This is a genomic window from Leptonema illini DSM 21528, assembly GCF_000243335.1.
Classification (GTDB): Bacteria; Spirochaetota; Leptospiria; order Leptospirales; family Leptonemataceae; genus Leptonema; species Leptonema illini.
The window spans coordinates 2108716-2128868 of the sequence record NZ_JH597773.1 but is presented as its reverse complement, the minus strand read 5'-3'; the positions used below and the strand labels follow the sequence as shown (position 1 = coordinate 2128868).

Genomic DNA, 20153 nt, shown 5'->3' with positions numbered 1-20153 from the left:
CTCCCGTCTAACCAATCCCGTCAGATGCGCACCCACCCGAATCCCCGCCTGGTGCTCAACCATTCAACAGAGCACCACCCGCGGGGTGAGGGCTGAGGTGCGCATCTGATTTAGCAGCCCCCCTGGATCTTCTTCTGAACCTTGGGCTTGCGATTGGCCTTCGCCTTGTATTCCGTCATCATGACGGGCAGCTGCGTGCCGGCCCTTTCGCGAAAGCGTTTTGTGTCGGCGTTTGCCTTTTCGATGCCTTCGTGTTTCAGTATCACCGCTTCGAACCCTTTCATGCCGCCGTCGAGGACGCGTATGTTTTCGAATCCCAGTCGATCGGCGATGCGATAGGCGGCCTCGGCCTTTTCGATATCGTCGGCAAGGAAGACCTTAACGACATGGCGCCGTGACAGAAGAGGAAGGAGCTCTTTGCCGAATAGATCGCGCAGCGTCGCCGATACGGAGCCCGGCAGCGGTGATTCTTTAAAGGCGTCAGAGGAGCGCAGGTCGATGATGGCCAGCTTCGGATCTCTATCAAGCAGTCGAAAGGCGAATTCATCGACGTCCATCGTCTGCACCGGATGCTTCGCTTTATATTCGGTCTTCTGCACCATCTCCATCGTGCCTGTCTTGCGATCGGGCAGGAAGAGCAGCAAGACGCCGGCTACAAGCAGAGCGGCCATCGCATAGCGATGCTCTTTAACCGGAAAACGGAAGGCCGGAGCCTCTTTGCTGATGCGTTTTTCAAGATAGCTTGTTCCAATGAAGGCGGCGACGGCAACGACGATCAGAAGCAGGGCGAAGACGCCGGCAGGCATGCCAAGCGTTTCGTAGATCTTAAGCGGCCCGAGAGCGCTTGATTCATGAAACTCGCTGTATAACGAGAAGAACTCCCCATACAGAAGGATTCCAAGAAAGCCTCCACCCACGAACCACATGGCATCGATCTTACCGATGGCGACGGCGCAGACGCTTGTGCCCGGACAGTAGCCGCCAAGCACGAAGCCCAGGCCCATGATCAATCCGCCGACGACGGCCGGCCAGAGCCAGGTCGGGTTCACATAGATCAGATCGAGATCGAGCAATCCGGCCCAGCCAAGGATCAGGACGCCTGTCATGGCCGTAACGCCGGCCGTGAAGAAGACGCGAAGCACGGTGAAGTCGTAACCGTAGAATTGTCCGGCAAGTCGACGCGAAGACGAGAAGCCGGCCTGTTCGAGCACGAATCCGAAGGCGATACCGACGACGAAGGCGACGATCAGATTCAGTTCGTTTGATATGAATTCAGGAACAAAGGGACCCATACAATCCTCCTAAAGAGTCGGTTCTAAATCCACAGACGGCGGGCGAAGTAGGCGAATATATATCCGCCGCCGAAGATCGCCATCGTCGTTAGGAATCCCGCCGTCGAGAGCACGGCCATGCCTGTTAACGCGGCGCCGGACGTACATCCGCGGGCGAGCTGGGCGCCGATGCCGAAAAGAGCGCCGCCGATGACGGCAAAGACCCATCGCTTACGGTCGCTGATGCCGGGCCCTTTTTCTGTCGTGAATTTCAGGCGATTCGAGATCAGGCCTGAGATGAAGCCGCCGGCGATGACGCCGAGCACCTCAAAGACAAGCCATGTCTTCATCGGATGACCGTCGCTTGATTCCACGGCATGCTGAAAGAACGGTCGGTTCTGCACATGCTCGGGCGATACGATATCGACGCTGGCGACGACGGCGCTTTTAATCGCGCCGCTGGCTCCGAGGCCGCGGCCGGTCAAGAAGACCGTCGCCAGAACGACCAGGCCGAGAAAGAATCCGGCCAGATACGGATTCATGTATTTCGATTGAGTTCCCATACGATTCTCCTGAATGTTCTCCTGTTAGCTGCGACCCTTTTTGTTTTTTTTGGGGCTCTCTTCTCGTTTCGAGTCGGATTCCGTTTCTTCTTCAAGCTCTTCGTATCCGGTGATCATCGCCTTGAGATTCGACGTAATCGTATCGCCCGTCGTGATCAGGTAGATATGGGCAATGATGAAGGCGATGAGGGCGAAGGCGCCGAGCGTATGCAGCACGGCGATCGTGCGCAGCCCGTCGACGTTCAGAAGCATCACCTCGTTTTTCTGCGGATAACGATAGAACATATACAGAAGTCCCGTCGTGACCATGCCAGGAATAACGAGCAGCTTCAGGCCGGCATAGACCATCTTCTGCAGCGGATTGAGCTTGGAAAGCACCGTCTTCTTCGTCGGATGCGGGGCCTCCCGGAAGATGCCGACGACGTAGTATTCGGCCTGCGCCTTCAGCATGCTCAGCGTCGGCACATACTGCTTCCATTCTCCGGTGCTGAAATGCCAGAATATGGCAAACGAAATGAGCACCAGGAACAGGATGGCGGCGACGCTGTGATAATTCACCGCGTTTTCGTAGCCGAAGAAGGTGAACGATCCGTGGATCTCGAATCCGGTCAGGGTAAGAAAGATGATGAGAGCGGCCTGTGTCCAGTGCCAGAATCTTTCAAACCGACCGTAGACAAGAACGAGCCTTGATTTCGTTTTGCCGCTCATGATCTGTCTCCTTTTTCGCGTTCATGCCTTTTTGCGACGACGATGCGCAGCGCTCCGTGCAGAAGCACTCCGGCTAACGTGAGGAATACCATCAGCTTGCCAAGAAATTCGACGGGCGTGCTGCGATCCCGGCCCGGTAGATAAAAGTCGGTTAAATGTTGCAGCCGGCTGTTGTCGCGAGTATGACACTCGGTGCAGTTCACCGTCTTCTCTTTCGTCGAAACCATGTGGTTGATCGGCCAGTACATCTCGGTTTTTACGAAGCCGTACTGTCCGCTGTAGGGCAGGCCGATATCTTTCATACCCAGCTCGGCGGCTCGATTCCAGTTGAATTCCTTCCAGAAACCGCCGTCACCGGAATGCCCGGAATAGGTCTTCGGCTGTATCAGATACAGATGCTCTTTATCGTAGATCTGATTTCCGCGGTGGATTTTGACGGGAATGATCTTGGCGTCGGGATCATCGTAGCTGCCGTGCAGTTCGTTCACTTTAACGACGGAATCCGGGTCGATCTTATCGCCGACCAGATAATGCGACGCCGTGCCGTTGAACCAGACGTATTCAGGTTCGATCTCTTTGCCCCAGGTGAACGATCCTTTAATCGACATATAAGAATCGGTGCCGTCTTCGGCATGCTCCGTGTAAGGCTTACCGTCTTTCAATTTGCCGGCCGTCGACCAATCCCACGAAAGCTTCGTCGGGTTAACCTTCGCATACACGGGAATATGGCAGCTCTGGCAGGCCACCTTCAGCGTATGTTCGTTGATCACGTCGCTTTCATGCGGTGTCTCTGTGTGGCAGGATTCACAGGTCGAGCGGTCTCTATTCATAGAAGAAAGGGAGTACACCTTGCCCTTCATCTTATGATTTTCCGTTACATGGCAGTCGACGCATTGTAGATTCGCTCCCTCTGACGCCATGTGCACGTCGACGGCGCGGGTGGGATCAAAGAGCGAGGAGTCGAGGTCGCCGTGCTTCACGTTATTACCGCCGCCACCAAAGAAATGGCAGGTGCCGCAGTTCGCGCGCTCCGGTCGGCCGACGCTCTGAGCGACGACGTTCAGGTTTACGGAGGGATCGGGCATACCGGCTCCGCCCGAGGCCTTCACATAGGTATTGCTGTTGTCGTGGCAGGCCAGACAGTCGACGTTGCGCGGATCGTTGAAGTTGAACTTATCGTCGCGCCATCCGTAACCGGTATGGCATTTGTTGCAGCTCTCTTCGTTCGTTTGAATGCCGATACAGAAGTTGTTCAGTATGTTCTTTTTACCGACAAATCGGATTCCCTTACCGGCGACGTATTCTTCACGCCCCCAGTTCCAGTGAGAGGAGGCCATCACCTCTTTATGGCGCTCGTTATGACAGCCGATGCAGGCGGCCGTAATCTCCTGTGGAGCGGCAAAGGCGCGCTGCAGCTGCGGGAACTTCGAATGGTCGACGGATTTTTTATGCGGTTCGGAGTATTTCGCTCTGAGCACCGCCAGTGCAGGAGTTTCGCGGCTCTTGCGCGTAATCGTCGAAGCAATGAGGATTGTTCCGAGGATCAGGGCAAAGGCCAGTAGAGCAAGCGAGGCACGTTTCATGGTAGTCTGCCTTCTTTAAATCATGTTTTTTTCGATTCTGATTCAAGCGAGCTTTCTGACCGGCTCTTCTCTTGTTTTGAGCTGAGTTCGGGCAGGGCCTGTTCGGCGATTCATGCTGGAATAACTGAACGTTGATCAGATACCCTATGCCCGTATCTTCGCGCTGAGGCAATAAAAATGCAAGGAGAAATTCAGGCAGTGGCGAAAAAGCGCAAAAAAGAAACGCAGCTCGCTCTGAGCCGTTCAATTCGGAGCGCTTCCGGCTGGAGATATTCTGCCCGTAGCCGTTTTGTTCGCAGCCGGTTATGGATTCAGCGCACGATCATCTTGCGCAGCAGATCGAGTTCTTCGGCGGAAAAAAACTCTTCGCGCTCTTTGAGGATTCGCCTCGCCAGCTCGTCACTGATGTAGTCGATGGTGCGCGTGTAGGGCCTTCCGTTGTAGGGCTCATACCACTGAAAGATGAATCCGCCTTCGAGCTCCCAGATATCGGCGCCGCGCTTCGTCTCGGGCTTCACCGTCGAGCGCGTTCTCGGTCCGTAGGCGACTTCGAGTTTTTTTGAAATGGAGTCCGAGGCGATAAAGGGCTGGATGATCTTCACCTGATAGAGGACGGCTTCGGCCTCTTCCCACTGTTCTTTCTGAAGATCGTGGTTCGTGAGCTTCAGCACCTCGTAGGGTGTTTTGTAGAAATTGTAGCGATACAGTACGTCGTTGCGTTTGATCAGGATGTATTGATTGCGCACGGCCATCAGGATCTCGATACGATCGACTGACGCGGCCGATTCTGAAAGCGCGCTGAAGCGATCCTTCACCTGCGTGTATTCGCTCATCCACGGCGTTTCGGCAAAGCCGGCAAGGCGGCGGCCACCGGGATCCTGCGCTGGCTGATTCATATCGGCCGGCTTCGTTTCTGGAGCCTGGGCAGCCAGATGAGAAACGACAATCAGGGCAGCGATGACAGTTAACAGGCTCGCAGAGCGTACAGAGAAGAACACGTTCAATCGTTTCATTGCTTTTATCATCGGTCGGTTTTCCAGAAACCCTGATCGGCAGAATGCGACCGTATCGTCAGAATTCGACCTCATCCTTCGAGGAGCGGCTTTCAGACGAAGAAAAGTCATCCTCTCTCGGGTCATCATCGTCGAAATCACGGTACGGACCGGATTCAGGCTCTCGCTCCCGGCTCAGGTTAAGACGGTAGCCGGCATACACAAGCAAGAGCAGGCCGTTGATCAGAACAAAGAAAAAGCTGATACGGTGCTCAACTCCCCATGCGGTCAGGTTGAAGGCGGCAAGAGCGACCGACATCCCCCAGAAAAAGGCATCTTCCTGTTCGAGGAAGGTGCGCAGAAAGGACGGCGCAAAAGAGTCCTCGGCGATGGTACGAAAGGACGGCCAGGCAAGATGAAAGATCAGAACGGAAAGCGCCGATTGAAAGAAGTAGTTCGGCATCTGAGAGGCCGTCCAGTCGGGTTCCGGGCCTGTGTCAGGGCTGAGCAGTCCGCCAAGCAAGGTCAGAAGCATGGCAAGGCCCACGCCGCCGGCCGCGGCAAGGAAGCCTGAGATGCCGTCGGGTGAGAGGGCATTCGCCTCGCGAAGCAGAATAGACGGGAAGTCAATGAGCTCATCTCTGTGGTATGAATCCTTTTCACGCATCAGGCTGATCCAGTAACGCACCACGAGAACGCAACCCGCCATCGTGAAGAAAAGAATGATCCAGACTATCCACTCTATCATTGAAATACTTCCTGTTTCAGAACGAGTCAGGGCGGCGAGGCTGCCTCATCCGCAGACGCTATTTTTCAGCTGACGGATTTTTGAGCTAAGCCCAAAAATCCTCACAAAATGGCCTTTTGGGTAAAAGGCCATTTTGGCAAAACATCCTATTTTGCCTTAGCAGGCTGCTTTTTCAGCAGCCTGCTAAGGCGTCGTATTCTGTCGTTCTCTGAACTCATTCCAGACAAGGCAGAGGCCGTCGATGATATTCTGAACCGGGATGGTCTGAATACCCGACGGCGTCCGGATGTGAAGCTGCATCTTGCCGTCGACGGAGGCCTGGAGTTCGGGAATCTGATGCAGTGTATCTGCGAGCAACTCGACGGCCATTTTCTCAGTCAGCCTTTCGTCTTCGAGGGTGAGGGCGGCCAGGCGTCGCCTGAGTTCATGAAAGAGCAACAGCTGTAGCTTCTGTTCGTTTACCGCACGCATTTCACGTATTTTACGTCGGTCTTCTGCCTTCCGTATTCCTGCCCGAAAGAAAGGCCGGCAAAGGACATGGCGCGAGCAAGGTTCGCGTCGCTTTCATCCTGCGAGGAGGACCAGAACTCTTTGTCGTCGGGCGTTTGCGGAAAGATCCAGAGCATCGTCGGGCGGTCCATGCCCTGACCGATATTGCCGAGCTCATATTTTGTCGGAAGGCGCCATCCCGTCAGACCGCCGACGGTGATCGTGTTACAGGCGTCGAAGGCCGGTCCGGAGTCGGCGAGAAGAGTGACGGCGTTAGTGCACAGGCCCTCTACTTCGCAGTATTTCACGCTTCGGGCTCCAAACGTTGTTCCACCGCCTGTACCCGTGCAGGCGTTCCACGCCGGATCCCAGACCTGACCGTAGGCGCATTTCATCCATAAGAGGCCGTCCGGAGCTGTGACCGTGCCGTTTCCGTTATCGTGATAGCTCATGATCACGAAGGCCGATGAGGCCGAATCCAGCTTTTTTTCTTTATCTTTGGGATTCAGACAGCTGAAAACAGAAAAGACCGCGACCAGGATTGTGAGGAGAGATATACTTCGAATCATGACGCACCTGCCTGATGATAAGACAACGGTTCTGCCCATTTTGCACTGCTTTTTTAGCATGCAGCAAAAAAATGCCTATGTCTTTTCTGTAAGATCGGCAGGTTTTCCGTCGGCTTGCAGCAGGAAATCCAGGGCATCGCCGGCATGGTACGACGACCGAACAAGCGGACCGGCCTCCACATAGACAAATCCCTGTTTCAGGGCGAAGGATTTAAGCTCTTCGAAGGTTTCCGGGGCGATGTAGGCCTTTAAAGGGGCATGGTCGGATGTCGGCTGCAGGTACTGGCCGATGGTGAGCAGCTTTACTCCGGCCGTGCGCGCATCGGCGATCACCTCTTTTACCTCGTCGATCGTTTCACCGAGGCCGAGGATGAGCCCGGTCTTTGCCATAAAACCCGCCTCGGCCGAGCGCCGGAGCACTTCAAGCGAATGGGCGTAGTTCGATTGCGGGCAGATTTCTCTATAGAGGGAAGGGACGGTTTCGATGTTATGGTTGATGATATGCGGAGCGGCGTCAAAGATCCGCTGTAAGGATTCGGGCTTTGCCTTGAAATCGGGCATCAGGACCTCGACGGAGGTTTCAGGGTTCAGGCGCTTTGTTTCGGTGATGCAGGCGGCGAAGTGAGTCGAGCCGCAATCGGGCAGCTCGTCGCGATCGACTGAGGTGATGACGACATGACGCAGCTTCATACTGCGCACCGTTTCAGCAAGGCGCAGCGGCTCTGTCGGATCAAGCGGCAGGGGACGGGCCGTCGAAATATCGCAGAATCCGCAGCGTCGCGTACATCGATCGCCCATGACGAGGAAGGTCGCCGTTCCGCGGCTCCAGCAGTGGCCGAGGTTGGGGCAGCTTGCCTCTTCGCATACCGTGTGCAGTCCCGAGCCGGTCACCTTTTCCCGAACGTCGGCCGCCGTTGTAGGCGCTTCGGTGGCGAATTTGAGGCGGACTTTCATCCATTCCGGCGGGGCCGGCGGCGTGCTCGAAGAATACTTCACATTTACATGGAATTATGGAAAGAGGCCGCTTCAAGCCTTTTTTACTTTACGGAGAGCGGCGATCCGACTTGTTAAACACCGACGTGTTCTAAGAGCAACTGAAGAGCGTTCATGAAAGAAGAAAGAAGAGAAGAAAAAAAGGTGAAAAAGATCGCACTGTATCCGGGATCATTCGATCCGTTTACGAATGGGCATCTTGACATCGTAGATCGCGCCTGTGAGATCTTTGACGAACTTGTTCTGGCCATCGCCCACAATTCAAAGAAGACGACGCTTTTCTCGCTTGAAGAGCGCAGAGAGATCCTTGAAGAGGTGATGTCGGATCGTCCTCGCGTACGCGTGGCCGAATTCGAAGGATTAACGACGACGTATGCGCGAACCGTCGGCGCCACGGCCATCGTGCGCGGCATCCGCGCCGTTACGGACTTCGATTATGAATATGCGATCTATCAGGTGAACCGCGATCTCGAACCCGAGATCGATACGGTCTTTCTTCTGGCCAGTCGGGATTACTCCTTTCTATCGAGCACGATTATCAAAGAGGTCGCCCGTTATGGAAAGACCTTTCCTGAATATGCGCCCGATGCCGTGAACAGAGCGCTGCTTCGCAAATTCGGCTATGGGAATCTCGATCTATGAAGAACGGTTCCATTGATACGGCTCTGCGATTACAGTTGCCATGGCCGAGTGATTTGCAGATCATTCCCGCCGGGCCGTTCCTGAGATTCTTTGCTTTGTTGATCGATCATGTCGTAATGTTCTTCGCTTTTATTGTTCTGTCGCTTGTCGCCGTTTTTGCAAGCATCCCGCTCGACGTTGAGACGGCAAAGGGCTTCATCGTGTTTCTTTATCTCGTTGCTATATTCATTATATACAACGGATATTTCTTTCTGTCAGAATGGTTGATGAAAGGACAGACTCCGGGCAAGATGGTCTGCGGCTTGCGCGTACTCCAGCTTGACGGTTCTGAAGCCGACATCTGGGCTTTACTCATTCGTAATCTATTGCGACCGGGCGATATGTTTCCGTATCTGGCCGGAGCCTGGGTGTTCTATGTTCCCACGTATCTGCTTGCCGGCGTAACGTCGGTCGTTGTGCCGCACTTCAGACGGCTCGGCGATTTAGCTGCCGGCACGGTCGTCGTTTATGATCGCTCGCCTTTATTAAACCTTCGTCGTCGTACGGCCGCCATCGTTCCGGCCAGCGCGACGAAGATCTATTCGCTTCGCCGTGTGGACCCGACGTTATACGAAGCCGTTGCGCGGTTTATGGCCCGCCGTGATTCCATCTCGCAGGCCCGTCGCGAAGAGATTGCCGGTAGCTGTTACGATGATCTCAAACGGATTTTCGCGTGGACGGGCCCTGATCCGACTCCCGAAGAGCTGATAGAGCGGATTCATCATTTCCGCATGCAGGGCGGATAGGAGAGGAATGGGTTAACCACAGAGGGCGCCGAGGCCTCAGAGGAAAACCAGACGAGTTGAAACCACGGAGGCAAGGGTGCGCCAGGATAAGCCTGTGTGAGCCACCAGGGTGAAACGTCCCTGGACCGCTAATTGATTGTTCGGCGGTTAAGGAACCGTGCGGTCATAGGGCAACCGAAAGGCCGAAGCCACGGGAAATGAACATGCGAGCCGTAGCGAAAGCGAACCTATTCAGCCTCGTTACTCAACTGATAGCGGCCAACCTGTCCGTGATGGTGAAGCCTGCCATCCGTGAGCGGTCAACAATCGCACACCGCCACGGAGCTATCCGGGGTCTTGGAGGACAGCGCGCATGTAAGGCGAACGCGAGGAACCTGGGAGATCCCTCCTGATGCGCCAGCAAACGTCCGGCGGGAATGAATAACCGTCGGGCGGTCAGGAAGGGAAGTCGGAGAGCTTCATAGTAGCGTCGAAGTCGGGTAACTCCGATGGAGCGAAGGAGGCTTGACGAATACAAGCTGATTCAGATGAGGAGAAAGACCGATTGGAAACTACTACGGAAAATGCAGACTACTGCCCGCTAAACCAGTGGGGACTCTCTGCGGACCTCTCTCTTTTGAGAACGAAGCTCTTTCACAAAGCAAAAGCGGAAGCAAAGTTTCGATTCTACTCGCTGTACGGCCATGTGCTCAGGAAGGACACCCTTGAATCTGCGTGGAAACGAGTAAGGGCCAATAAGGGTGCGCCGGGCATCGACGGAATCAGCTTTGAGGACATTGAAAAGAGAAAAGACGGTGTGGATGGATTTCTTGAGGGACTGTTAATCAGCCTGAAAGAATCAACGTATCGTCCGGACCCTGTTAAACGCGTGTACATTCCGAAGAAGGATGGTCGGAAAAGACCCCTTGGAATCCCCACCATCAAAGACCGCGTTATCCAGATGGCCGTCCTCCTGATCATCGAACCGATCTTCGAGGCGGATTTTCTGGACACCTCTTACGGTTTCCGACCGGGTCGTTCGGCACATGATGCCGTTGAAGCGATACGGTCTGAACTGAAAGGAGGCAAGCGTGTTGTCTATGACGCGGATCTGAAGGGTTATTTCGATACCATCCCGCATGACAATCTCATGAAGGCAGTCGAGAGAAGAATCGTTGATCGATCCGTTTTGAAGCTGCTTCGTATGTGGTTGAAAGCGACGATAGTGGATGTCGATGAGAATGGAAAGAAGAAATGGCACAAAAGCACGATAGGCACGCCTCAGGGAGGCGTCATCTCGCCGCTTCTCGCCAACATCTACCTCCATCACTTCGAGAAATACTTCCATGCCATGACTACGAGCAGGAAGATTCAGGCATCCATTGTACGCTATGCGGATGACTTCGTGATCTTGATGAAGGAACCGATGAAAGAGATGATCCATCATCTTGAGGATCTACTTGAAACACGATTCCGTCTGACGATAAACAGAGAGAAAACAAGGTGGGTCGATCTGCGAACGACAGGCCCGATTCTTGATTTCCTCGGCTTCTCCTTCCGGTACGAAAAAGGAATCCATCACAGGAACTATCTGTGCCTGAATGTTTATCCGTCAAAGAAATCCGTCAAGAACCTGAAAGGGAAAATACACGAATTCCTCTCCTACAGGAACTCCTATAAACCGGTGGAACAGGCCATCGCAGAGCTGAATCGCACTCTCAGAGGATGGGATAACTACTTCGCAGTGGGGTATCGCAAGAAAGCCTACAGCGAAGTAAACTACTATCTCCATCTGAAATTCTGGAAATTCCTCACGAGGAAAAGCCAGCGTAAGACGAAGCTCCCGGAGGGTGACACCTGGAATTCCTATTTGAGGAAACAGGGGCTGCAATTCCTATCCTATGCTTAACGCAGTGAAACAGGTATTCGTGAAAGCCGGATGCGGGAAATCTGCACGTCCGGTTTGACGAGGGGGAGGGCTGTCGGGGGCTTCCGGCACCCTCTCTACTCTACAGGAAGACAGAGAAAAAAGGAAGAGTTGTTTGATCGCTAAATAGCGAAAAGCGCGAAAGCAATCCCGGGCGGAGAGGAGTTGGTCCGTACCATTCTCAATGCCTTTATGAGCCATCCGGTTCGCGACGGGTTGGAGGTGGGGATTCGAATTTCGCGTCTTTCTCGGGCTCTAACGCTTTGCCTGTGCTGTAAACTCCCGTAAGAGAAAGGTCAGCTCGGTTCGCGCAAGAGTGAAACCCGGCTAACAATCCATAAATTTCTTCCTCCGTGTCCTCAGTGCTCTCCGTGGTTTATCCCTCTTCTCTCTGTCTTCCTCCGTGTCCTCTGTGTTCTCTGTGGTAGCCATTCTTCTGCCTTCCCGGGCTTAAAAAAACGCTTGTCATTTCAGGGGCGATGTCGCACATTCACGCCATGCGTCTGATTACCGTATCTGTATTAATGCTCAGTCTGTCTCTCAGCCAGTGTGTGGTTTTTGAGGCCCTGGGCTCCGTATCGAGTTCCGTCGACTCGGCATCCGATCTTCTCGAAAGCGTATCTGATTCGCTTAAATCTATCTCCAGTTCACTTGAATCTTCAAGCGGCGATGATGAGAAAGCGAGCGGAATCTATCATCGCGAAGTGCGTTCTCTGACCGTTCTTGCCGTGAAAGAGAAGATGGATTCGCCGACCTTTCTTCGCGAAGTGGGCCGCATCGCCCGCAGTCATGGCATCGTTGACTGGGCTGGAACGCCCGTTACCGTGCAGGCGATCGGCGAGGGCCTGAAAGAGGCCGGAGTTTCTTCTGGCGACTATGCAGCGATCCGACAGTCTCTTGTATCAGGCGGGAAGTCCCGTACTGTCGCCGCGCTGGACAGCGGCTATTCTGGAATGTGATTTCGTCCTTTCGATGGAGCTACCTGTGCCTGGCACCGGTAGCTCTCGCTATGTTAACTGCCGGCAGGCTCTCGGCTTCCACTCCAGAACAGACGATAGAGAGCCGCATATATGTCGGGGCCCCTGATCGTAACGATGTCTCATACATCTATGTAGACGGAAATGAGGCCGGTGCGGCGGGCGGGCATACCGCTATCAGGGCAGGCGATTCCGTTTATCACTTTCAACGAGTTCCCGAGGGCTTTTTTATCGTCGAGCGGACGCCGTGGGACGGTTTTCTCTTTTCATACAGTCGCCTGCAAAACCGAAATATCCATGAGACGCCTCTGAATATAAGCGCAGAGGACAGACAGAAAATAGTGTCCCGGTTAACGGATCTGCAAATCAGACATCGCTGGTTGCTACAGCGCAGATCTGCATTGCTCGATCGCATCGAACGTTTGCAGGAGCTGCTCGAACAGGGGCGAGTTACCGTTTCGTATCCAGTGCTCGGTTATTTTCGTCCAGGCCGATCGAAGCTCTGGAGCATGCATCGCCATCTGCGTTTTCAGGCCTCTGAAATCGGAAACGTATCGACGATGCCGGGAGATGAAAGCGAGATTGAAAGCCGCCTTGAGAACGCTCTACATCTCTTTCTGAAAGATGGTTTCGATTTTTACGACGAGACGTTCATCGTCACCGATATTCCGTTACCCGCGGTTTCGCTGAATCCGCTGGAGAGTGTGCTTGCCGAAAGTCTGCGATCCGCAGTGCAATCCGAAACCGATGTCAGGCCCGATCGCGCCCGCACTGCTCTTGAGATCCTCGTTCTCATGGAAGCTCTGCGACGTTCGCAGGAATTGGGCGTCTGGGTCGTGCCGCGTATGGCGCTGACGACCGAACCCGATATCGACGACGGACCGATCCTTTCTGTGGATAACCCCGAGGTGCAGATTTTTGCGTCGATGTTTCGCAGCCGTAGCGACGCTCTGATCGCCTCGCTACGGGCCGGCGACGCTCCTTCCCGATTGCTGACTTCCTTTAATCGAACGCTTCAATCGGCATCGATACTTGATCTTGCGCGACGCAGAGGAGCCTCGGTCGTTCTCTCAGCCGGGGCGGTGATGACGACTCCGTCGCTGTCTCTTATTGAAGAACGAGCCTACGATGATCGCGACCGTCTTGCAAGCGAGCTGAGTCGAGCCGAAATGCTCTATGCGGCTCTGGAATCCGAGATGCGCGACGAACTGAGCTATGCGCTCTTTACGAAAAACTGCGTCACCGAGTTGCTTGCAGAGCTACAGCAAATCAGCGGAGCCGACCTGCCGGTTGAGAGTCCGACGCTGTCCGGACTCTTTATTCCTTTTGTCTCGGAGCGTTATGTGGCCGATGCGCTCGGTAACGGCGAGCGAATTCTCTATCGTTCGTATCGAAACGAGCTGTTGCTCATCGAACATGATCCTGTGGCGGAGACGTCGACGATCAGTTCACGATACTATGTATGGAATGAGCGCGATTCCTGGTTTCTTTTTTTTAGCGAAGATCGACCTCTTGCAAGACCTCTTTTCGGTGTCGTGAATCTTTTTCTGGGAGGAGCGCAGACCGTTATCGGGCTGCCTTCAGCGCCTTTTGACCGGGGGCAGAGGCTATCACGTGGGATTCGAGGCATGGCCTTCAGCCTGTCAGAGGTTGCCTTTATTTCAGTAAGAAAAGGCACGTTCAGGGGAGGACATCCGATCTTTTACAGCTTTCCTTCTCCTGCCACAGAGAAAAAAAAGGTCACGAACCGATGAGCGACGAGAAACGAATCGAGCAGGCGCGGCAGCTGCAACTCCTGTTAAAGAAGCCGCCAGATCAAAGAACAGAGAACGACCTGCTTCAAGTCGCCTCTCTGTACCGAAACCTCAGCGCCGTTCTTCCTGACCTCCGGTCCGAGGCGTTGCGTAATGAGATAGAACGGCCGGTTCTTGAGGCCCATCGCTATCTCAGCGCACGCAACTCACAGACATCGCGCGCCGTCGACTATCTCTTTCGCGTGTTGCCCGTCTCTGTCTTTCGGTCTCCTTATGTGAGATTCTGCACGGCGCTTTTCTACATCTCCTTTTTCGCGGCATCGTTAGGCGGTTATTATTCGCGCCCCTATGCCGCTTCCGTCCTCGGCGAGGCCACTCTGTCTGAATACGAAGAGATGCACAGCAGCACCGAAAGGAACTTCACCACAGCGATGGGGTTTACGGGAACAGGCTACTATATCGTAAACAACGTCACGCTTGATCTTCTCGCTTATGGCACGGGACTCCTTGCAGGCATAGGATCGGTATTTTTTGCGATCTATAACGGAGTCTTTCTTGGTACGACGATCGGCTATCTGCTACAGAGCGGCGCACGGGACGGCATATTGAGCTGGATTTTCGGTCATGCTCCGTTTGAGCTTACGGCTATCGGCATGAGCGCCGGCGCCGGATTACAGACGGGCCTGGCCTTTCTGCGGCCGGGCAATCGAAGCCGCCTGCATGCGATGAGTCGAGAAGGGCGTCGCGCTCTGCCCGCTCTTCTTGCCGCTCTTATGCTGACCTTTCTTGCCGCGTTTATCGAAGGCTTTATCGCTCCGCTTGGAATTCCCGTCGTCTTCAAGATCGCAGTCGGAGCGCTCTGCGCGCTCTTTATGGTTCTTTATTTTATCGTGCCGTCCTTGCGAACAGGGGGAGAGCTTGAACTACGCTGAAATCCGTCTGTCTCTGCGTCCCCGGACCATATTCGAGATCCTGGATCTTGCGTTAGTCGTCTTTCGACGCGGCTTCGTGAATCTCTGGCCGGTTTATGTCTTGATCGGCCTGATCTGGGCCGCCACCCTTGCTGGAGTTGCGCAGATCCCCGAAGATCCGGATCGATGGTTGATAGTTCTCGCGATCCTGGGACCGCTGGCCCTTTTCCTCAGATTCTTTTTGCAGATGGTCATCGTTGTGTTCTGCGGGCGCTGGATCTTTTCGGAGCAGGTTACCCTGCGTTCCATCTTTGCCGATATCAGGCAGGTAGGTGTTGCGCGTATGCTCGGCCGCGGGCTGGTCCGTTTTATTAAATGGGCCAGCGGTTTCGCTCTGCTTGTGCCGCTCTGGCTTGTGCTCGTTCATCGATTCTTTGACTACGAACACTGGCTGCTGGAACGTATCAGCGGACGCGATCTGCGTCGCCGCCTGCGCAACTTTCATTCGGGCCGTGTATTTGCCTTCCGTGTTCTGCATGCCTGCGTCCAGATCCTTTACGTCTATCTGGCGTCTTTCGGCGTAAGAATGCTTCTCGAATCGGCGACGAGGATGCCGCGCGAACAGGGTCTGTCGATTGAGCTTGTGATGACGCTGCTTCTTATGTATGAGCCGTTTTTCCTGATCAGCCGCTTCCTGCTATATATTCAAACCCGCATTGATACCGAGGCCTGGGATATCGGATTGATGCTTCGCGAAGGCATACGCAGAACGCTTTCTTCGCGAATCGCTTCTCTGCTACTGCTTGCACTGGTGGTATCCGTTCCACTGCGCGCCGATGAGCCCGATCCGTATATTACGGCGCCGGCAGATCGCCCCTGTTCCGATGCGATGGAAGATCAGCCCTACGTGAAATGCGATCCGGCGCAGTATAGAGTTTATACCGCAGAAGAGATCGAGAAAACGATTCCGAAAGAGCGCGAGAAGCGAGACAGGAACTCAGGGGTGATCAGTCCGGCACTGCTTGAGATGATCGCCTACGGCGTCGTCATCGCCGCTCTCGCAGCTCTGCTTTTTTTTCTGTGGAATCGCTACAGAAGCAGGTTACCCGATGCTCCGCCTGAAGCCCCTGAGCGAAAGGCCGATGTGCGGGAGTTTGAAGTTCTGAAGAAAGAGGACCGAATGGCTCTAATACGGGACGCCCTTCAACGTGAGGCATATAAAACCGCGTTAGGCCACTGCTACCTTCTCATCATGGAGAAGAACGAGACTGCCGGCTCGAAAATGGTAGCGCTCACTCCCGAAGAACTGCTATTGAAACTGCGCTCCATGCGTACCGATCACGACGGGGCCGGCGTGGATGAATTGCTTCTGAAATATGAAGAGGTCTTCTATGCCGATTCTGATCCCGCTTCGGCTCGTGATACCATCATGCGATTCCTGAAAGCGGGAGTCAGAGAATGAACAAAGCGATCATAGGCGTCTTTATTCTACTACTCGGGTGCCAGGAGCCGCTCGTAAACGAGAGCTATGGAAGCATAAACTATGAGAGCATCAACGGCTTTGATCTGATGCGAGAGCATCTTGCATCTGAGTACGATGTTCAGAACTCATCCTTTCTCGATGCTAAGAAGATGTCGCAGTACGATCTGATTATCTACTTTCACACGGAGCTGGCTCCGTATGACTATATGATCGAGCTGGATCGGCAGATTGCCGAGATGGTGCGGCCCGAAGGCGTCCTTCCATTGGAACCGACATCTAACTCCTCTTCAGAAGAACCCGAAGAGGAGTCAGAAGAAGATTCCGAAGAAGAGGCAGAAGGACAAGAGACTGCGTCAGAAACGGCGGCGGACGATTCCGATGAAGACATTCAGGAACTCGATACGCAGGGCGACGCGAGCGGATCCTTTAACAGCGGAGAACGTCCTGTTGCGCTTCTGATTCTTCAACGAGGCACGACGGCGTCGACCCCCTTCTGGTCGCTACAATGGACGGGCCTTTCTCCCGAGAAAGAACGTGCCCGCGATTTTGTCGCCGATCGCATTCGTGCGGACGGTATGCCGGAGTGGTTACCCGAATCGTCTTTTTTCTTCGAAAGACGATTGCTTGATAAGAAACCGTTTGAGAAGCGCATCTATTATAATGGAGCGGAGCAGGCTGCCTATCAGGGGAGGCCGCTACCGGCGCGCATCCCGGCGGGCCTGGCCATTTTGCCGGATGAACCTGAGCACATTCCAGTTGTTTACCGCCGCTCTCTTGCCGCCTTTTCCACAGGCTCATACTTTGTCGAAGCCACAATACCGGGAGCGTATCTTTTTCTCGTCTCGGACTCCGCTCCTTTTCTGAATTATCATATGATGCGCGAAGGCAACGTTGCGCTCCTGGATTTTGTCGTCGCCCGATCGATGAAATATCGTCCACGCGACAGCGAGGGAAAGCCGAAGATCCTGATTCTGGATCGTCTGCTGACTCGCGAAGAACGCATGCAGGAGGAGCGATCTCTCTTTTCTGTTTTCCTGCAGCCGCCCTGGAGTCTTCCGGCGGCGCTTCTGCTTCTGCTTTTTATTCTGTTCGTCTGGTCGCGGCTGCTGCGGGATCGACCGGTGACCGAGATCGAGCCCGAAAGCAGAGAAGGAGATCTGATGAGGCATTTTGATGGCGTCGGCCGACGCATAGCCGCCGTCTCTTATCGAAATCGTAAGCGCGAGTTAAAGAAATGAGCGGAGCTTCTGGAGCGGCAGAGGCAAGTTATAGTGTGCTACACAGGGAGAAAACAGGATGGAATCTATGAATCAGATGCTACAGGGACAGGAGATCGAATCTGCGCTTCAGAGGCTGCAGGATTTGCGATCCGAGACGGCGAAGCTGTTCATCGGGCAGCAGGAGCTTGTAACCGGAGTCATCTGCGGTATTCTTTCGGGCGGCCACGTGCTTATCGAAGGCGTTCCCGGTCTTGGAAAGACCCTGCTTGCAAAAAGCCTTGCAACGGCTCTTGGCTGTCAGTTTAACCGAATTCAGTTTACGCCCGATCTCATGCCCGCCGATATAACGGGAACTCATATCTATCATACCGAAAAGCAGAAGTTCCTCTTTTATAAAGGACCTGTTTTCACGAATATGCTTCTTGCCGACGAGATCAACCGCGCTCCGGCAAAAACACACTCGGCACTGCTCGAAATCATGCAGGAGCGATCGGTTACCCTTGACGGCAAACAATACGGCGTCGACGAACCGTTTTTCGTAATCGCCACGCAGAATCCTATTGAGTCCGAGGGAACGTACGGGTTACCCGAAGCGCAGCTGGACCGTTTCATGCTCAAGTTGAACGTCGAGTATCCGCAGAAAGAAGAAGAGATCGGCGTATATCGCATGCACCTTTCGGGAGGAGAGCCCGATCCGCAGAAGCTGCGACCCGTTCTCGATGCAGCCGGCATCCTGTCTTTACGCCAGGTGGCCGATCGAGTATTTGTTTCTGATAGCATACTGCACTATGTGCATCGCTTGATCGATGGCACGCGAAAGCGCCGGGATCTTGCCGTCGCCTGTTCGCCCCGGGCCGCACTTGCCGTGTTGCGAGCCTCGCGGGTGCGGGCCTTGATGAAAGGCCGCGGCTACGTTCTACCTGACGATATCAAGGAGATGGCGCCGGCCGCCTTCCGCCACCGGTTACGTTTGCAGCCCGAGGCGTACCTTGAAGGCATCCGCCCCGACGACATCATCGCCGATCTGCTCTCGGTGACGGAGGTTCCTGAGAAGGATTTCGGCGCATGATCATCCCCTCAAAACGCAGCATCTGGATTCAATCGGTTCTTGCGCTGTCAGGCATGGCGGCTGCTCCGCTTACGTTTGGAACGCCGTTCTTTACAGCGGTCGTTCTGGGCGCTGTGATCGCAGAGAGTATACTGATAGCTCTGATCCTGCTTGATGGGTTGTTCCTTCCCGGCCCGAAGTCGCTAGCGGTGAGACGAAGTCTTCAGGGACGCTTTCAGGAGAACCGGACCCTTTCCATAGAATTGCAGCTTGAGCCGATCGATGCGCGCGGCAAACGCCGGCTGCGTTATACGATCTACGACGATACCGGGCCGTATTTTCGGGTCGATGCCTTCCCGCTTTATTGCGCGGGGCGTGCTCCCTTTGCCGTCTCTTACTCGGCTACGGGGCTTCGCCGCGGCGTCTTCCGTTTTGCAGAGGTCTATGTGACGGTGCGGTCCGTTCTGGGTCTTGCGCTGCGTCGATTCCGCCTGTCCTGTGAAGATGATATTGCCGTACATTCCGAGCTTCCGCCGGTGAACGGCGAATTTATCGCCGCACAGAAACGCATCCATTCGGTCTCTGGATGGCAGAGACGCGCAGCTCCTGGCGGGGAGCGTGAATTTTATCGTATGCGCGACTATCAGCCCGGTGATGAGCCGCGTCGCATTGACTGGAAGGCGTCGGCGCGGTCTGGTAAGCTCATCACACGCGAATACGAAAAAGAGCAGAAGCAAACGCTCTTTCTCGTAGTCGACATGAGTCGATGGATGGCGCTGCGCAGCGGCCAGCGTTCTTTACTTGATGAAGCGTTATCGGCGGCTCTGATGCTTGCGGGCGTCGCCTCTTCGCGGGGGGATTCCGTCGGACTGCTTGCCTATGGCTCCGAGCCGCACCTCTTTTATCCACCGGCGCGCCGCGAAACGGCGGCTCTTTCTGCGGCCGTTTGCTCTCTGACGCCAGAAGACAGATCGCTTCATCTGGATGGCCTGGCATCCTTTCTGGGAGGAGTCCTGCGAAATGAAACCATCCTTGTGCTTTTTACCTCCGTTCCGCATGAAGAAGGCATAGAAGACTGGGTGAGATTTTCAAAAAGGCTTTCGGGTTCGCACAGACCCCTTCTCGTTCTTCTGGAAAACGATGAAACCCTGGAGATTCTAAAAGAGAGTCCTCTCGAAGAGATTCGACGGCTCAGTCGGCGTAACAATCTTTTTCCGTTGCCCGATATTCCCGACCTGAGCGCCGATCGGGCTGGAGCGCAGCAGCTGGCCACCTTTCATTACCTGAAAGAAAAGGAGCGTCGCCTGCGCTTCATTGCCGGGCCGCGGGCCGGCATTGTAACGGCCACCCGAAAGGGGTTGAACCTTTCCGTGCTGTCTGAATATTTGAAGATACGTTTTGCATCGACGTTCTGAAAAGTACTGGCCAACCTTACAGGAAGAGAGACTGTCACATTGAAGCGAGGGCTGAGGAGTCAATGTATGGGGATGAGACGCATTCTTAAAGACTCA

At 54.5% G+C, this 20153-nt stretch carries 19 protein-coding genes; 10 read left to right on the top strand and 9 right to left on the bottom strand.

Translation table 11 applies throughout. The features are described 5' to 3' along the window. Window positions 1–110: 110 nt before the first annotated feature. From LEPIL_RS22940 to lipA, 9 genes are all read right to left on the bottom strand, one after another. Complete coding sequence (locus tag LEPIL_RS22940; protein ID WP_002772285.1) at window positions 111–1292, bottom strand: YeeE/YedE thiosulfate transporter family protein; 1182 nt, start codon at window positions 1290–1292, stop codon at window positions 111–113. A gap of 23 nt (window positions 1293–1315) precedes the next feature. Beyond that, window positions 1316–1834, bottom strand: a complete 519-nt coding sequence (locus tag LEPIL_RS09765; protein WP_002772283.1) for a YeeE/YedE thiosulfate transporter family protein — start codon at window positions 1832–1834, stop codon at window positions 1316–1318. A 24-nt stretch (window positions 1835–1858) separates the two neighbouring features. Then, window positions 1859–2542: a cytochrome b/b6 domain-containing protein gene (locus LEPIL_RS09760; RefSeq protein ID WP_002772281.1), complete on the bottom strand. Its 684-nt coding sequence runs from the start codon at window positions 2540–2542 to the stop codon at window positions 1859–1861. Next, window positions 2539–4125 carry a tetrathionate reductase family octaheme c-type cytochrome gene (locus LEPIL_RS09755; RefSeq protein ID WP_002772280.1) on the bottom strand — a complete coding sequence of 529 codons (1587 nt, stop codon included), beginning with the start codon at window positions 4123–4125 and terminating at the stop codon, window positions 2539–2541. Before LEPIL_RS09755 ends, LEPIL_RS09760 begins: the two co-directional genes overlap by 4 nt. Before the next feature lie 311 nt (window positions 4126–4436). Further along, window positions 4437–5138: a hypothetical protein gene (locus LEPIL_RS09750; RefSeq protein WP_143464859.1), complete on the bottom strand. Its 702-nt coding sequence runs from the start codon at window positions 5136–5138 to the stop codon at window positions 4437–4439. Between the two features lie 58 nt (window positions 5139–5196). Further along, window positions 5197–5865, bottom strand: coding sequence for a hypothetical protein (locus tag LEPIL_RS09745; RefSeq protein ID WP_002772278.1), 669 nt, complete (start codon window positions 5863–5865; stop codon window positions 5197–5199). Between the two features lie 183 nt (window positions 5866–6048). Continuing rightward, window positions 6049–6336, bottom strand: a complete 288-nt coding sequence (locus LEPIL_RS09740; RefSeq protein WP_002772277.1) for a hypothetical protein — start codon at window positions 6334–6336, stop codon at window positions 6049–6051. After that, window positions 6324–6923, bottom strand: a complete 600-nt coding sequence (locus LEPIL_RS09735) for an Lcl C-terminal domain-containing protein (protein WP_002772276.1) — start codon at window positions 6921–6923, stop codon at window positions 6324–6326. The genes LEPIL_RS09740 and LEPIL_RS09735 overlap by 13 nt, the downstream gene beginning before the upstream one ends. Window positions 6924–6998: 75 nt before the next feature. Beyond that, a complete protein-coding gene (gene lipA, locus LEPIL_RS09730) occupies window positions 6999–7919 on the bottom strand; it encodes a lipoyl synthase (RefSeq protein ID WP_002772274.1) in 921 nt (306 codons plus the stop codon). Window positions 7920–8060: 141 nt separating this feature from the next. Between lipA and coaD the strand changes: the two genes are divergently transcribed. The 10 genes from coaD (at window position 8061) to LEPIL_RS21950 (ending at window position 20057) form a co-directional block, all read left to right on the top strand. Continuing rightward, on the top strand, window positions 8061–8558 hold the full coding sequence (gene coaD, locus LEPIL_RS09725) for a pantetheine-phosphate adenylyltransferase (protein WP_040920055.1): 498 nt from the start codon (window positions 8061–8063) through the stop codon (window positions 8556–8558). Next, window positions 8555–9343: an RDD family protein gene (locus tag LEPIL_RS21960; RefSeq protein ID WP_002772272.1), complete on the top strand. Its 789-nt coding sequence runs from the start codon at window positions 8555–8557 to the stop codon at window positions 9341–9343. The genes coaD and LEPIL_RS21960 overlap by 4 nt, the downstream gene beginning before the upstream one ends. A gap of 544 nt (window positions 9344–9887) precedes the next feature. After that, window positions 9888–11231 (top strand): group II intron reverse transcriptase/maturase, encoded by a 1344-nt coding sequence (ltrA, locus tag LEPIL_RS09710; RefSeq protein WP_002772271.1) that lies wholly within the window; start codon window positions 9888–9890, stop codon window positions 11229–11231. Between the two features lie 515 nt (window positions 11232–11746). Next, on the top strand, window positions 11747–12208 hold the full coding sequence (locus LEPIL_RS09705) for a putative lipoprotein (RefSeq protein WP_002772270.1): 462 nt from the start codon (window positions 11747–11749) through the stop codon (window positions 12206–12208). Further along, entirely contained in the window at window positions 12205–13980 is a 1776-nt protein-coding gene (locus LEPIL_RS09700; protein WP_157135050.1) for a DUF4105 domain-containing protein, read from the top strand. Before LEPIL_RS09705 ends, LEPIL_RS09700 begins: the two co-directional genes overlap by 4 nt. Further along, window positions 13977–14912 (top strand): stage II sporulation protein M, encoded by a 936-nt coding sequence (locus tag LEPIL_RS21955; RefSeq protein ID WP_002772267.1) that lies wholly within the window; start codon window positions 13977–13979, stop codon window positions 14910–14912. The genes LEPIL_RS09700 and LEPIL_RS21955 overlap by 4 nt, the downstream gene beginning before the upstream one ends. After that, entirely contained in the window at window positions 14899–16353 is a 1455-nt protein-coding gene (locus tag LEPIL_RS09690) for a hypothetical protein (protein ID WP_002772266.1), read from the top strand. The genes LEPIL_RS21955 and LEPIL_RS09690 overlap by 14 nt, the downstream gene beginning before the upstream one ends. Next, entirely contained in the window at window positions 16350–17612 is a 1263-nt protein-coding gene (locus LEPIL_RS09685; protein WP_002772265.1) for a hypothetical protein, read from the top strand. The genes LEPIL_RS09690 and LEPIL_RS09685 overlap by 4 nt, the downstream gene beginning before the upstream one ends. Before the next feature lie 58 nt (window positions 17613–17670). Beyond that, window positions 17671–18663: an AAA family ATPase gene (locus LEPIL_RS09680; protein WP_002772264.1), complete on the top strand. Its 993-nt coding sequence runs from the start codon at window positions 17671–17673 to the stop codon at window positions 18661–18663. Beyond that, complete coding sequence (locus LEPIL_RS21950; protein WP_002772263.1) at window positions 18660–20057, top strand: DUF58 domain-containing protein; 1398 nt, start codon at window positions 18660–18662, stop codon at window positions 20055–20057. The genes LEPIL_RS09680 and LEPIL_RS21950 overlap by 4 nt, the downstream gene beginning before the upstream one ends. The last annotated feature ends 96 nt before the right edge of the window (window positions 20058–20153 follow it).

What these genes read in the sequence shown, in the direction of transcription:
- LEPIL_RS09765 (WP_002772283.1), bottom strand. Translation starts at nt 1,834, where the DNA reads ATGGGAACTCAATCGAAATACATGAATCCGTATCTGGCCGGATTCTTT.
- LEPIL_RS09680 (WP_002772264.1), top strand. Translation starts at nt 17,671, where the DNA reads ATGGAATCTATGAATCAGATGCTACAGGGACAGGAGATCGAATCTGCG.
- LEPIL_RS09740 (WP_002772277.1), bottom strand. Translation starts at nt 6,336, where the DNA reads ATGCGTGCGGTAAACGAACAGAAGCTACAGCTGTTGCTCTTTCATGAA.
- LEPIL_RS21960 (WP_002772272.1), top strand. Translation starts at nt 8,555, where the DNA reads ATGAAGAACGGTTCCATTGATACGGCTCTGCGATTACAGTTGCCATGG.
- LEPIL_RS22940 (WP_002772285.1), bottom strand. Translation starts at nt 1,292, where the DNA reads ATGGGTCCCTTTGTTCCTGAATTCATATCAAACGAACTGAATCTGATC.
- LEPIL_RS09750 (WP_143464859.1), bottom strand. Translation starts at nt 5,138, where the DNA reads ATGAAACGATTGAACGTGTTCTTCTCTGTACGCTCTGCGAGCCTGTTA.
- LEPIL_RS09745 (WP_002772278.1), bottom strand. Translation starts at nt 5,865, where the DNA reads ATGATAGAGTGGATAGTCTGGATCATTCTTTTCTTCACGATGGCGGGT.
- LEPIL_RS09760 (WP_002772281.1), bottom strand. Translation starts at nt 2,542, where the DNA reads ATGAGCGGCAAAACGAAATCAAGGCTCGTTCTTGTCTACGGTCGGTTT.
- LEPIL_RS09685 (WP_002772265.1), top strand. Translation starts at nt 16,350, where the DNA reads ATGAACAAAGCGATCATAGGCGTCTTTATTCTACTACTCGGGTGCCAG.
- LEPIL_RS09735 (WP_002772276.1), bottom strand. Translation starts at nt 6,923, where the DNA reads ATGATTCGAAGTATATCTCTCCTCACAATCCTGGTCGCGGTCTTTTCT.
- LEPIL_RS21950 (WP_002772263.1), top strand. Translation starts at nt 18,660, where the DNA reads ATGATCATCCCCTCAAAACGCAGCATCTGGATTCAATCGGTTCTTGCG.
- LEPIL_RS09705 (WP_002772270.1), top strand. Translation starts at nt 11,747, where the DNA reads ATGCGTCTGATTACCGTATCTGTATTAATGCTCAGTCTGTCTCTCAGC.
- LEPIL_RS21955 (WP_002772267.1), top strand. Translation starts at nt 13,977, where the DNA reads ATGAGCGACGAGAAACGAATCGAGCAGGCGCGGCAGCTGCAACTCCTG.
- LEPIL_RS09755 (WP_002772280.1), bottom strand. Translation starts at nt 4,125, where the DNA reads ATGAAACGTGCCTCGCTTGCTCTACTGGCCTTTGCCCTGATCCTCGGA.